The organism is Hominisplanchenecus murintestinalis, assembly GCF_943193015.1.
In the GTDB taxonomy this organism is placed as follows: domain Bacteria; phylum Bacillota; class Clostridia; order Lachnospirales; family Lachnospiraceae; genus Hominisplanchenecus_A; species Hominisplanchenecus_A murintestinalis.
The window spans coordinates 65,203-78,777 of the sequence record NZ_CALPCM010000004.1 but is presented as its reverse complement, the minus strand read 5'-3'; the positions used below and the strand labels follow the sequence as shown (position 1 = coordinate 78,777).

Sequence of the window (13,575 nt, the reverse complement as noted above, 5' to 3'; positions counted from 1 at the left end):
CCTTATATATTTTTATATTCTAAACGAATTTTATCTGCAATCAGCGCTATAAATTCGGAATTCGTGGGCTTACCCTTTCCATTATGAACCGTATATCCAAACAGTTCGTCAATCGTATCCATCTTTCCGCGGCTCCATGCTACTTCAATCGCATGCCTTATGGCACGTTCTACACGGCTAGGCGTGGTCTGGTGCTTCTTGGCAATTGTTGGATACAAAATTTTTGTAATGGAATTCAGCATATCCATATCACTTACAGACATGATGATGGAATCTCTCAGGTACTGATAGCCTTTGATATGTGCCGGAACGCCAATCTCATGAATAATATTTGTAACATCCGTTTCCAGGTTGCGCTCCATATATTCGTTTTTGCTTTCGTATGCATTTACTTTTCGCACCTCTGCAAAATTCTTTTCCCGTCCCGACCGGATATGCTTAATCCGGCTAATCACCATATCATTATCAAAGGGCTTCAAAATCAGGTAGTCCGCTCCCAGCGCAAAGGCATCTTCCATGATTTTTTCCTGGCTTACTGCAGTAATCACAATAAACGCCGGATGCTTTTTCAGCTCTCTGTCCTCTTTCACCCGCTCCATCACGGTCAGCCCGTCCAGTTTTGGCATGATAATATCCATCAGCACCACATCCGGCTGTTTTTCATGGATAACGTCCATCAGCACTTCTCCATTTTCCGCCTTGCCTACTACCTCCAGCTCCTCATCACTGTTCACGATATTCTCCAGCAGCTGCGCCACCCTCACATTGTCGTCGGCAATCGCAATACTTATTTTGTCCATCAAAGAATCCTCCCCTTTTTACAATATTTTTCGCCACATAAACATGCCGTCGGCAAAACCCTCTTGTATTATATAAATGCTTCCATTTATTGGCAAGGGAAAGTTATTGCTGTAATTCGACAAAATTTTCTCTATTTCCGGCCTTCCTGCGCAATCCTGCCGCCATTTTCTACATTTTTCGACAATCTTCTTTCCTATCCTCCAAAATCCACCTCAAACATACAAAGCTCGTGGAGCGCCCGTGTCGCACAAATATATTTCGCCTGCCTGTGGAGCGGCGTCCTGTCGGTATTATTATAAACAGTAAATACCTGGTCGAATTCCAGCCCTTTTGCATGATAAAAAGTGGTGACTGTCAATCCTTTGCAAAATATGGTACTATTCCTATCCATGCAGGCAAACCGCTTTTCCGTATCGAAACCATTCTCTTCCAGCCGGCATTTCAGATAACCTGCCGCAAAATCCGCCGCGTCCTGCGTCATCACCAATACCGCCGCCGTCTCAAACTTTTCAAGATCCAGCTGCACAAGTACCTCTTGCAGCGCCTCCTCTACAGTAGAAAATATAACTTCCCTCACCGGGGCGCCATGCCGTTCAAACAATTCTGCATCCGTACCCCCAACTATCCGCTCCGCATACTCTGCAATCTCTATCGTATTGCGGTAGCTCTTTCTTAAACTCAGGCTTCTGATATCCTTTCCCAAAACCTGCGGCAAAAAGTCCATCACATCCCGCTGCGCCCCTTCCATGGTCTGCGCCCGATCCCCCAGCACCGTCATACGGCAGGAAAACAATTTGGCCAGGATTTCATACTGAATATAAGAATAGTCCTGCATTTCGTCAATGACCAGATGCTTAATATTCCTGTTTTCCGCACAGGTACACAGCATGTATTTCAGATAAAGCATCGGATATACATCTTCATACGCCAGCCTCCTCTCCTCTCTCGGCACCCGCGGCAGAGACGGATATCCGCTCTCTTCCAGGAAACGGCTGTACAAGACATACAAATCCCTGTTTTCATACATCTCCATAAATTTTTCCCGGACACATAGTTTCTCATCCTCTTCAAAATCACGTCCGGCAAGCGTTTCATATTCATCCGTCACATATTCCATCACCGCATCCATCCGGGACAGCAGAGGAATATCTGGAAAGCGGCTGTAAAACAATCCCGCAATCTCTTCTTCCGTCTTTTCCATTTTCTTAAATTTGAAATCTGAAAACTCCATCAGCCCATATTCAAGCTCCAGAGCATATTTATTGAGCTTTACTGCAAATTCTTTCGACTGCTTCTCTGCAAAAAGCCCCACATCTTCCGGGAATTTCAGCTCCTTCTCAATCTGGTCACACCGCTCCTCACAATCGTGCACCACATCCTTTAGCTGATGATAAGCAAATATATCAAAGCTCATTTCCCTGATATTTTCCTCTCCCAGCTCCGGCAGTATATGGGAAATATAGTCTGAAAATACACTATTGGGAGAAAGTACCAGCACATTCGAAGATTTCAGATATTTCCTGTCATGATACAGCAGATAGGCAATCCTGTGCAGGGCAATAGACGTCTTTCCGCTGCCCGCCGCCCCCTGAATCACCAGTATCCGATCCTTCGTGTTACGGATAATTGCATTCTGCTCCTTCTGGATGGTGCTTATGATATTTTTAAGCTTTACATCACTGCAATTTCCCAGCTCCCTTCCGAGCACGTCATCATCTATTTTTACATCGTTCTCAAATGCATATACCAGTTTTCCGCCCCGTATCTTGTACTGCCATTTGGACAGAATTTCTCCTGCCATCCTGCCCCCCGGCGCGTCATAATAAGCCTGCCCTTTATCATAATCATAGAAAAGCCCTGACACCGGCGCTCTCCAGTCGTAAACCATAGGGACTTTCCCTGCCTCCCGGGAAAAATTCCCAATCCCTATATAAAACGTCTCAGGCTCTTCCTCTCCCTCATATACAAAATCAACCCTTCCAAAATATGGAGAATCCATCATCCTGAGAAACCTCTGCCGCAGAAGAAGCTGCTCCTGGTTTGCATTTATCTGCCCAAGCAGCGCCTGCTGGTTATCAAAATCTTCATACCCATACTGATCCATCTCTGTATAGTTTTCCCAGTAATACTCATGCATCCCCTCTATCTCTTTTTCACCCTGGGCAATGTTTTCTTCTATTTTCGCAAGCCGCTCCCGCAGGCATCCAAGGACATACTCTAAGTGTTCTGTACTTTGATCCATTTCTGTTTCCTGGCTGCGTCCCGCGATATGGGCATGGCAGCCATTCCCTTTCTGTTTTCTCTTATATAGTGTATGTCCCATTATAAATATTAACCCAAAATAAGGCAACCACTTTCTTAACGGCTGCCTTATATCAAGATACCACTATGAAACTTTCCATCTTTTCTAAATGCTCTTCCGCAGCTCCTCCAGGCGAAACCACGCTGTCCGCAAACCTTGCTTTTTGACAGTACCGCCATTATAATATAGTAAACGAAACATTCCAAAAAATATCTTTACCTTTTCTGAAAGGAGCCGCAAAACTATGTCACGCACAATGTTTGACCCTATATACAAAGAAATATTCCCTTTTTGGGATAAAATATCTGAAACTGATAAGGACTATATCTGTCAGAATTCTTATACCATTACTTATCCCAAAGATACAAATATTCATGACGGCAATGAATGCTCCGGCGTAATATTTGTCCGCTCAGGCAGCCTCCGGCTCTCAATCATGTCTGATGAAGGCAAGGACATCACTCTATACCGCCTGCACCAGAGAGACATGTGTATGCTGTCTGCTTCCTGCGTACTTCAAACAATCACATTTGACGTGTTCATCAATGCCGAAGAGGACAGCGAATGCTACGTAATCAGCGGTCCCGCTTTTGCAGCGGTCTCCGAGCGTAATCCATCTATTAAAATATTTGCCCTTGAAACCGCCGTCAGCCGTTTCTCCGACGTCATGTGGGTGATGCAGCAGATTTTATTTATGAGCCTGGATAAACGCCTCGCTATTTTTCTTTCGGATGAATCTGCACGAACAGGTTCCAATACTATTACATTAACTCACGGGCAGATTGCCAAATATATCGGCTCTGCCCGTGAAGCTGTATCCCGTATGCTGAAATATTTTACAAATGAAAAAATTGTAGAAGTTTCCCGCGGAGGCATTAAAATCCTTGACAAGAAACGCCTGCGCAAATTAGCCCTCTAACATGGCAAGAATCTGCGCTTTCCGTTTTGCGCCTGCCGACTGATTCACAATTTTCCCGCCCTTTATCACAACCAGGGTCGGAATACTTGCAACGCCAAATGCCTGTGCCAGCTCCATTTCATTGTCCACATTGACTTTTCCTACAAGGTACTGCGGATTTTCCTCTGCGATTTCATCTACTACCGGAGACACCATACGGCATGGGCCGCACCAGTCAGCATAAAAATCTAAAAGAACCGGCTTCTCACTATTTTTTACGGAATCGAAATTGTTTTTATTTACACTAAGTACTGACATAATCATTTACTTCCTTTCTTTGGTTTGTATGTTTAGTATAACCCAGATTTTTTATGATTTCTGTGATGACGTCACATTTCTTGCTTTACATATCAACTGCGTCATTGTCCCCATCGGGCAGTACACACACCAGGAGCGGGGTTTAAACAACAGCATTGTAAGAAAGCCAAGAATCGTAGAGGTCAGCATTACGCTGTAAAAACCAAATGCAAACTGTGCTGTCCCCGCGGAAAACAACGTGCCATGATATGCCCAATGCCACGGAACTTTAAAGGTCCACAATAGCGTTACTGCCTTGCTCAACTCCCTGCTTCCCGCAAACACTAACCAAGTGTTCCACAGCATAAAGAAAAACATCACAAAAAAGAAAATCAAAAACCCGTACCTGAAATATTTTGATTTCATCCACTTCGGAATATCCCTGTTCCGAGAAAACCCAAATCTGCCTCCCGCAAGGGAAAACAACTGCCCTCTGCCGCAATACTTATTACAATACGCTTTATTGCCTTTTACAATTGCTATAAGCAGCGGTATAAAAAAGCAGAGAAGCCCCAGCCAGGCAAACAGGATATTAAAAAATCCCAAAATTAGATATGTAAGAGAAAAAATCCAAAGATAATCATACCATTTCTTACTTTGCTTCATCATTCACCTCCAACGTAATAACACTTGCAGGACATTCCTTCGCACACTTCCCGCATCCGATACACAATCCATAATCAACCTCTGCGCAAATGCCAAAAGGCACGGTAATCGCCGCTCTCGGACAAACTTTTATACAACACCCGCACGCAACGCACTCTTTCTTACTGATAACTGCTCTTCGTTTTGCCATAAAAAATCCCCTCCTGTTTTACATTACTATACAGGAAGAGATTCTTTTATTCAGTGACGAGGTCACCTGAGAGACTTAAAAGCTAAAACCACCCGCATATCTCCCCCCTTGGCTCAAAATAAGCAAAGGAAACTTTATGTCCAAATAAACCGGATACTTTCTTTAAAATCATCTTTAACCATTTTCCATACAATCATCCTGGTATTCCTCAAAATCACATTGAAAGGCCCTGGTCGAGTAAAGTTACATCCCCCTCTTATTAGGTGGCGTTTAAAATTATACAACATTACCGAATTAAAATATATGTAATTTGATGAGGCAGGTTTTCTGGCTTGATGCCACGCTACCCCAGCATATCGCGTACAGAACAGTTATTTTGATTCTTTTCATAACAGTTCGCCTCGTTATATAACTTTGGGTAAAACCATCATACAAAAAACAGCACCCCCACCAACTGCATAAATACCATTTACAATCAAACAAACTTTCATCAAATTGTTTTGAGCTTTTTCTTTGACATACGAAATAATGGTGAATACTCCGCTGAAAATCATAAACGCCGCATAGCAGGAAATCATAATTTCAGCGACAGGAGATTCCAATGCCCAGTCATAAGTTCTAAGCGGGAGTATCGTCCACGGGATAAAAAGCATAATAGCGCTGACAGTGGTTAAAATTTTGTTTTTCATAATTATCTCCTTTCAGCCTGCCCGAAACAAAGGCAGGAAATGCCTAAACATAAGAGTGTAATAAGGGCGGCAACGGGTATCCACGGTATGAGTTCGACCTGCGCCATATCAAGATTTGCTGCAAGTTTTCCGTATTCCGATGTGATGACAAAAAACGGATACGACATTGGATAAGCAAACCACGCTTTTGTATTGATTATTAGCACCGATGGTACTATTGACGCCAGGCCAATACCGATTGAAAAAATCGGTGTCTGAATGCAAACCGATAACATCCAAAAAAATGCAATCATCGGTATTGCGGATAGAAATATCAAGCTAATCTCTTTTAGAACAAATAGCGGTGGCAGGATAAAATTATAATCCTGTGTCCCCGAACTGATGACGGCGCTGATATAGTACACACCTGTCATCATTAAGATTTGTATTGCCGCCAGTGTTAGCAATACAGCAAACTTGGCTATACAGAGTTTTGCTGTACTGATCGGCAGGGCAAGCATTTTCAAAATGCCCTTGTTTGCTCTTTCAGTCTGACTTAAAAGAACTGTCCCAACTACCATACTTGCAGGAAACATAAACCATGCCATTCCCATAAAGCCTTGAATAAAGAAATTGTTTTCTGGCGAAATTCCCTCTGCCTGCATACCAAAATTCATTTTAGCATTCAGGATAGACGGTATCCAAAGAATGACGGCAGCCACAGCCAAAATGAAAAGAATTTTAGATCGGCGTATCTTTTTGAATTCTACGCCGACAAGTGTTAAAAAGCTCATTCAAACGACCTCCTTACCTTTACGAGTATGAGCTGCGCCAAACCACAAACAGCAAGCTCTGTGATTGCTCCGCAAATATAGTGCGTTGACTGCGTTATATCTGTACCCGCAAATATCTGAAAAGGCATTGCAAATGGGAAAAGTGAAAGGGCAAAATTCGTTGTCGGCAGCATCGTTGCGGTAAACACGCATACTACGCCGATTCCAAGTGATACCCACATATTCTTACAGGCTTCCGAAATAAGAAGCGACAGGATAATGCAGGGTAACATCAACAAAAACGAATACCCGGAGCATTTGCACAGTTCACTGAAAAAGCCGCTTCCTAGTTCAAACCAGCGATAGGAACAAAATGTAATTGCTCCCGCCTCAATGACAAGCACAAAAAGGCTCATAAAACTTGTCAAAACCGCTTTGCTAAAGAAAATAGAACTTTCCCGAATGGGTAAAGATTTCATTTTCTGCATAGCGTTGTCTGCATATTCTGTATGATATAAAAGGCAGCTTCCGGCTACTACAAGCAGCACATTCAGCATTGTCATCATCTGCCAATTTGCACCAAGCAAAATTTGTATCGGACTGCCCGACTGGTTAAGATATATTTCTGAACGGACTGCCATATTGATAACAGGAACTGCCGCAGCTAAAATACTGCCAACGAAAAATGCCGGTAAAAAACCTGTTCGCTTTACCTTTTTACATTCCAAAGAAATACTCATCGCACCGTCCCTCTTTGCCTGTTGTCAGCATCAATCAAAGCAAGGAATGTATCCTCCAGATTGTCCGCAGGGTAGCCTTTTGATGCTGCGCCGAATTTAAACTGGTCGAGCGTTCCCTCAAACAGCAAGTGACCGTGATTCAAGATACCGATGGTATCAGCCATTAGTTCTATTTCTGACAGCAAGTGTGACGATACCAAAACGGTACAATCAAACTTTTCCGGTAAAGAACGGATCAACGTTCGGATTTCGTGGATACCGACAGGATCAAGTCCGTTTGTCGGCTCGTCTAAAATCAGGATTGGCGGCTTTCCGATTAAGGCGCTTGCAAGACCTAACCTCTGTTTCATTCCAAGAGAATATTTTTTTGCAAGCCGCTTCTTAAACTGTGTCAGTCCCACGATTTCAAGAGCTTCCGCTACGGAGGATTTGGGCAGTCCCAATATTTTGCGGATAATTTCGAGATTTTCTTCACCGCTTAAATTTCCATAAAAAGCGGGGGCTTCAATAAACGAGCCGATTTCTTTTAGAATTTGCACTCTGTTTTCGGAGTACATCTTCCCATCAATCGTAAATGAACCGCCGGTGGGTTTGGTAAGCCCCAAAAACATTTTCATGGTAGTGGATTTTCCAGCCCCGTTCGGGCCGAGAAAACCATAGACAGCGCCTTTCGGGATATGCAGATTGATACCCGAAACCGCAGTAAAATCAGCATATGATTTCGTCAAATTTTTAGTTTCAATGATGTTCATTGCGTTTTGCTCCTTTCTTATCATTGCAAATACATTGTAACTTGCGAACCTTGTGCTAACCTTCTCGTGTCCTTACATTTACCTTACATTTCATCGCACATTAGAAAATGACACATTTCTATGGTATAATAAGAAACACAAAGGAGGTATCCGTATGGACTTTGATTACTTGAAACAAAAACGCATTTTGCTTGTTGATGATGAGCAGGAGCTTTTAGATATGGTCGTATCCATCTTAAACGAGGACGGATTTCAAGATATCAAAACGGCAAAAACAGTAAGTGAAGCGGTTACGGTTTCTGACACCTACCAGCCTGAGTTTGCGATTCTTGATGTAATGCTTCCTGACGGGAATGGGTTTGATTTAATGGAACGGCTTAAAAAAACGGCTGACTATCCTGTGCTGTTCTTAACTGCCCGTGGCGAGGATGATGATAAGTTCCGTGGTTTCGGACTTGGTGCGGACGATTACATGGTAAAGCCGTTTTTGCCAAAGGAGCTTTTATTCCGTGTAAATGCCATTCTCCGCAGAAGTTACAAAGCCGAAAATCCCCTTGTGAAGCTGCATGGCAGCAAAATTGACTTTGAGCGTGCAGAAGTCTTAAAGAACGGCGAGCACATTTCTCTTACGGCAAAAGAACACGACATCCTCGCTGCTTTATATCGGAACGCAGGAAGAATTGTTACGATTGACGCTCTGTGTGAAGCGGCTTGGGGTGATAATCCTTTCGGCTATGAAAATTCGCTGATGGCGCACATCCGCCGTATCAGAGAAAAAATTGAAGAGAATCCGTCCCAGCCTGTTTCACTGATAACGATGAAAGGGCTTGGATATAAACTCGTTGTGGAGGGCAAGTAACATGAAGAGCGTACCGAAACTAATACGGCGTTTTGTCGGTATTATGCTCTTGTCCTCGATGCTGCTCATTATTCTGAATTTTGCTTTATTGGGGATATATACGCTGAATCAGGCGCCAAATAGTTCTCCTTGGATTACGGCGCAGGAAGTTGCCGATCATTTATCCAAAAATGAAAACGAGTATGTTTTAAGCGAAGATACGGCGCTTGAACTTCAAAATGCAAATGTATGGGCGATATTTATTGACAACATGGCAATGAAAGTAGTATGGCAGACGGATAATCTTCCCGAAACCGTACCTATGTCATACACTATTTCGGATATAGCGAGCCTAACCCGTGGCTATATTGACGGGTATCCTACATTTACAGGAGAAGCTGAAAACGGACTTGTGGTACTCGGCTATCCGAAAGAAAGCTTTTGGAAACATATGTGGCCGAGTTGGGACTATAATTTAATCGCCAACTTGCCCAAAACGGTTCTTTCAGTTTTAGTAATCAATATAGCCTTAATTTTTATTATCTATGTGATTGCTAATTCCAAGCTGTTAAAATCCGTGAAACCGATTGTCAGCGGAATACAGGCTTTATCAACGAACGAAGAAGTCTATATCAGGGAAAAGGGGCTTTTATCCGAGCTTGCAGTAAACATTAACAAGACCTCAAATATTTTACAAACGCAAAGCAGGCAGCTTCGCAAAAGAGAAACTGCAAGAGCAAATTGGATCGCAGGAGTGTCCCACGACATACGAACCCCTCTGTCAATGGTAATGGGCTATGCCGGACAGTTAGAAAACGATGTGCAGTTATCAGAAAATAACCGTCAAAAAGCGGCGGTTATCGTACGGCAAAGCAAACGAATGCGAAACCTAATTAACGACTTGAATCTTGCGTCTAAGCTGGAATATAATATGCAGCCGATCAACCCTGAAAGGCAAAATCTGATTGCCGTTGTCCGTCAGGTCGTAGTTGATTTCATCAATATGAATATTGATGAAAAGTACACGATTGAATGGCAAACAGACGAAACATTAACTTCTTGTACCGCAAATGTTGACAAAGACTTAATAAGGCGGGCAGTAAGTAATCTGATTCAAAATAGCATGAATCATAACGAGCAGGGATGTCAAATCTTCGTTCGTGTTATAGCTGAAAATAATGTTTATACTGTGATTGTTTCCGATGATGGTGTGGGTGCGACAGATGAACAGATTGGAAAATTGAACAACACGCCGCATTATATGGTGTGCGATGAAAAAACAACCGAACAGCGCCACGGTTTAGGGTTACTTATTGTTAAGCAAATCATATTTGCACACAGCGGAAAAATGCTGATAAAGCATAGCGACTATGGCGGATTTGAGGTCGAGCTAAGCTTGCCGATGACTATGTAAGGAAAAAGGAAACAAAAGAACGCTCTGGTTTTGGAAATGAAATTACTCCAGCAGCCACAAATCGACTCGTAACGCTTTCTGCCTGCCACTATGAGTTTGAATACCAGGTTTGTATTAGTTGGAAAAATTACGGAATGGAAAATATGTAAAGCCCTGATATCCACATCAAATTGTGGAGTATCAGGGCTTTTGATTATTCATGCTTTCTGAACGGACAGTGGTAATTTAATTCTCACTGCGAATAATTTACGCCATCCGCTTGCGGAGCCTTTGATAGAATAAAGCTGCTGCCATCATCAGTAGTCCTGCAAGGAACAGCCACAGCTTTGCTGTATAGCTGCCTGTGACCATAGAGAACAGATATAAGCTTCCCAGCTTTGGTCCCATACCGATGTTGAGCGCATAGTACAGCAGCGGCGGCATGTATCCGATGACTGTGTTTCCTGTCAGCGCCGAGGTCAGCATACCCATGGAACCTAAGAACAGGGCGTCTGCTATCGCTCCAAGCGCCAGCACCGGAGTGACATCGCAGCTTTGCAGTTTCATAGATACGGTAAATACGCAGATCAGCAGGGCGGCAATCCCCGCAGAATACACCGTTCGTATCAGGTGGACCTTTGCTGTGCTGCAATACTTGGAAGATACCAGGTCGTCAATTTCCTCGTTCTGCTCCGGCTGGAATATCGGCGTCAGCAGCACGACGCCAACCAGGGAAACAAACATTTCCAGCGGCATGGCTGCGGAATTACGATCCAGATTGGCTGTACCGATAAGCAGCGGAGTGACAAGGCATAAAAGAACAGCCACCGCAATGGACAAAAGCGCATTATGCCTGAGATTTATTTTTGCGATCTCTAATACTGGAAACCGCTTTTTTGAAAATTGCATTTCCACCGAATTTCCCCTTTCTTTTTGATTCATAGATTAAAATTGTGAGCAGGATGAGCGCCAGGGCGATTCCCGCCATCAGCAGCCTGTTCTGCACAAGGTCCCCGAAATGATCCAGATAATCCTGGGTACGGAACAGGGAATCTGCGCCTGCGTTGTGGCGGGGCGCCAGACGAAGCAGGGCATATCCCGAAGAAACACTTTTGATTCCCAGATTCACATCGAACATCCACCAAAGTCCCTGTACCGCAACGGCAATGGGCGTGCCGGTCAGCTCCGTCAAGAACATTCCGATAGCTATGGAAATCATCACGCTTGGCAGCAGCCAGCCGAAATCATACTTGAGGGGAGCCAGGTAATCCAGCTGTATCCCGGGATAACTGCTCCAGACCATCATGTTTGATATATAGGAGATGAGTATGACCGGGAGCATGGCTGCTATCACAAGCGCCAGATACCGGATAAAGGTCAGTTTTGCAGCGGAGGTTTTCTTGGTATAAATCAGCGCCTCCATTTTGACCCGCCGGTCCTTCATGCTCAGAATGACTGCCAGAAATACCGGCAGGATTGACAGCACCATAACACCTGCATAGTCCGAGAACAGGCGGGCATAACCGCCGGTCACTTTATCAGAACTGATCGCAAGGTCGTACCGTTCTTTTGCCTCTTCATAGGTCAGCGGAACCGTTCCGTACCCAATCAGAGAATCCACCGCGTAATTGGAACCTCCGCCCAGAAGATCATCCGCCTGTCCCATCAGTTCCTTGAATCGGGCATAGTCCATGTCATCACGGACTGCGAATGCCATTTTTTCCGGGCTGTTCTGCTGTTTCTCATCTGATCCGATGGTAAAGCCACCATTCCCGTCCTGCTGCATCCCATCCCCGCCGATCTGGAAGGTATAATTGCCGGAAGCACCGGGTGTAATCCCAGCTGCTTCCTGTAAGATTCTATCCTTATCGTTCCCTGTAATCCCAGAAAGGATTTCGGCCATTTTTTCCTGCTTGCTTTCGCTAAGCTTTACATGCTTGATAAATCCGATGGGATAGGTGGTATAGTTATTATTGCTAAACTCCGTCAACAAATCTCTCAGTGCGGCCGGCATAATCTGTTCCGCTATTTCCTCATGTTTATATCCGTAGCTGCCGCCCGGCTGTGGCTCCTCAAGGAGATCGTCTTGAAAGCGGAATACCCCCTGAGAGAACAGACCAATCACAACAGCTGCAACAAAAATCATGTAGGGAATGGATTTTACAATCTTTTTGATTTCCTGCAACAACAGCATTACCACTCACCCCCAATTTCACCCAAAATCTCACGAACGCCGCTGGTATGCAGATACAGCATATACGCGTCCTCAATATTCGGCTCGCACGTCTTGGCGCCCTGCATCAAGTTGTCTGCAATAAAGCGGATATGAACCTTGTTTCCCTGGGTGTGCATACTGGTGATGGAAAGCTGCCTTTTAAGCTCTGGAAGCTCCCGCTTAGAAGCGGTCATGGTAAACACTCTGCCTTCTGCTTCCTGCAAAAGCGCATCCACCGTGCCATTGTAGATGACCCGGCCCTCATTGATGATGGCGATATCCTCGCAGGTGGCCTCAATATCCCCTACAATGTGGGTGGACAAAATCACAATTTTATCCTCTGCAATCTCAGACAGCAGGTTTCTAAATCGGACACGCTCCTCCGGATCCAGCCCGGCGGTGGGTTCGTCAACAATCAGTACCTTGGGGTTGTTGAGCAGCGCCTGGGCAATCCCAAGACGCCGCTTCATGCCTCCGGAAAGCGCCTTCACCTTTTTATCCCGGTGCTCTGTCAGATTCACTTTTTTAAGGAGTGCGTCAATCCGTTCTTTTCGTTGAGAGCCACTGAGTCCTGACAGGATTGCCAGGTATTTCATGGCTTCCCCCACCTTCATGGATGGGTACATGGAAAACTCCTGTGGCAGATACCCGATAATCCTGCGGATCTCTTTGGCGTTTTCTATGGGAACGCCGCACACGGTAATTACTCCATTTTTCTTTTGCAGCAGTGTTGCCAGTGTCTTCATCAGGGTGGTCTTGCCCGCCCCGTTGCGTCCTAGCAGACCGAACATGCCCTGTTGGATAGAAAGATTCACATCAAAAAGCGCCTGCTTCTTTCCATAAAATTTATTCAGCCCTTTGATTTCTATAGAATTATTCATCTGAAAAAGCTCCTTTCTTCCGATGGGTTTCCCATCTGACAGGTATAGGGTAAAAGGAAACTTTCAACTTTTTGTCTACTCGCCAAAAATATTTTGTGGAATAAATTGCCGTATTATATGCAAAACAGGCAGCCCCAATAGCGGATGACTGCCTGCTAAAA

Annotated in this window: 15 protein-coding genes; 3 read left to right on the top strand and 12 right to left on the bottom strand. The window is 44.4% G+C overall.

Annotation, left to right across the window (positions count from 1 at the left end):
• Window positions 1-2 precede the first annotated feature (2 nt).
• Window positions 3-800: a sporulation transcription factor Spo0A gene (gene spo0A / locus NFR99_RS02945; RefSeq protein WP_120486149.1), complete on the bottom strand. Its 798-nt coding sequence runs from the start codon at window positions 798-800 to the stop codon at window positions 3-5.
• A 194-nt stretch (window positions 801-994) separates the two neighbouring features.
• Complete coding sequence (locus NFR99_RS02940) at window positions 995-3,043, bottom strand: HelD family protein (RefSeq protein ID WP_251352706.1); 2,049 nt, start codon at window positions 3,041-3,043, stop codon at window positions 995-997.
• 304 nt (window positions 3,044-3,347) lie between these two features.
• Between NFR99_RS02940 and NFR99_RS02935 the strand changes: the two genes are divergently transcribed.
• Window positions 3,348-4,022, top strand: a complete 675-nt coding sequence (locus NFR99_RS02935) for a Crp/Fnr family transcriptional regulator (protein WP_120486148.1) — start codon at window positions 3,348-3,350, stop codon at window positions 4,020-4,022.
• Here NFR99_RS02935 and trxA read toward each other — a convergent pair.
• The 7 genes from trxA to NFR99_RS02900 all read right to left on the bottom strand — a co-directional run bounded on the left by trxA (window position 4,011) and on the right by NFR99_RS02900 (window position 8,087).
• Window positions 4,011-4,319 carry a thioredoxin gene (gene trxA / locus NFR99_RS02930; protein ID WP_120486147.1) on the bottom strand — a complete coding sequence of 103 codons (309 nt, stop codon included), beginning with the start codon at window positions 4,317-4,319 and terminating at the stop codon, window positions 4,011-4,013. The two genes, NFR99_RS02935 and trxA, sit on opposite strands and share 12 nt — an antisense overlap.
• Before the next feature lie 51 nt (window positions 4,320-4,370).
• A complete protein-coding gene (locus NFR99_RS02925; protein ID WP_251352659.1) occupies window positions 4,371-4,964 on the bottom strand; it encodes a 4Fe-4S binding protein in 594 nt (197 codons plus the stop codon).
• Window positions 4,951-5,154: a 4Fe-4S binding protein gene (locus NFR99_RS02920; protein ID WP_251352657.1), complete on the bottom strand. Its 204-nt coding sequence runs from the start codon at window positions 5,152-5,154 to the stop codon at window positions 4,951-4,953. Before NFR99_RS02920 ends, NFR99_RS02925 begins: the two co-directional genes overlap by 14 nt.
• Before the next feature lie 404 nt (window positions 5,155-5,558).
• Window positions 5,559-5,843 carry a hypothetical protein gene (locus NFR99_RS02915; RefSeq protein WP_120486144.1) on the bottom strand — a complete coding sequence of 95 codons (285 nt, stop codon included), beginning with the start codon at window positions 5,841-5,843 and terminating at the stop codon, window positions 5,559-5,561.
• A 2-nt stretch (window positions 5,844-5,845) separates the two neighbouring features.
• A complete protein-coding gene (locus NFR99_RS02910) occupies window positions 5,846-6,616 on the bottom strand; it encodes an ABC transporter permease (protein WP_120486143.1) in 771 nt (256 codons plus the stop codon).
• The gene (locus NFR99_RS02905; protein WP_120486142.1) at window positions 6,613-7,335 is read right to left on the bottom strand and encodes an ABC transporter permease; all 723 of its coding nucleotides are present in this window, start codon (window positions 7,333-7,335) and stop codon (window positions 6,613-6,615) included. The genes NFR99_RS02910 and NFR99_RS02905 overlap by 4 nt, the downstream gene beginning before the upstream one ends.
• Complete coding sequence (locus tag NFR99_RS02900) at window positions 7,332-8,087, bottom strand: ABC transporter ATP-binding protein (protein WP_120486141.1); 756 nt, start codon at window positions 8,085-8,087, stop codon at window positions 7,332-7,334. Before NFR99_RS02900 ends, NFR99_RS02905 begins: the two co-directional genes overlap by 4 nt.
• A 154-nt stretch (window positions 8,088-8,241) precedes the next feature.
• On the opposite strand from NFR99_RS02900, the gene NFR99_RS02895 reads away from it, so the two are divergent.
• Window positions 8,242-8,946, top strand: coding sequence for a response regulator transcription factor (locus NFR99_RS02895; RefSeq protein WP_120486140.1), 705 nt, complete (start codon window positions 8,242-8,244; stop codon window positions 8,944-8,946).
• Between the two features lies 1 nt (window position 8,947).
• Window positions 8,948-10,339: a sensor histidine kinase gene (locus tag NFR99_RS02890; RefSeq protein ID WP_251352655.1), complete on the top strand. Its 1,392-nt coding sequence runs from the start codon at window positions 8,948-8,950 to the stop codon at window positions 10,337-10,339.
• A 246-nt stretch (window positions 10,340-10,585) separates the two neighbouring features.
• Here the strand turns inward: NFR99_RS02890 and NFR99_RS02885 are convergent, their stop codons facing one another.
• From NFR99_RS02885 to NFR99_RS02875, 3 genes are read right to left on the bottom strand one after another with little or no spacing between them, the layout of a single operon-like run.
• Complete coding sequence (locus tag NFR99_RS02885; protein ID WP_251352653.1) at window positions 10,586-11,227, bottom strand: hypothetical protein; 642 nt, start codon at window positions 11,225-11,227, stop codon at window positions 10,586-10,588.
• On the bottom strand, window positions 11,166-12,512 hold the full coding sequence (locus NFR99_RS02880; protein WP_251352651.1) for a hypothetical protein: 1,347 nt from the start codon (window positions 12,510-12,512) through the stop codon (window positions 11,166-11,168). Before NFR99_RS02880 ends, NFR99_RS02885 begins: the two co-directional genes overlap by 62 nt.
• Window positions 12,512-13,414, bottom strand: coding sequence for an ABC transporter ATP-binding protein (locus NFR99_RS02875; protein WP_120486136.1), 903 nt, complete (start codon window positions 13,412-13,414; stop codon window positions 12,512-12,514). The genes NFR99_RS02880 and NFR99_RS02875 overlap by 1 nt, the downstream gene beginning before the upstream one ends.
• Window positions 13,415-13,575: the final 161 nt, after the last annotated feature.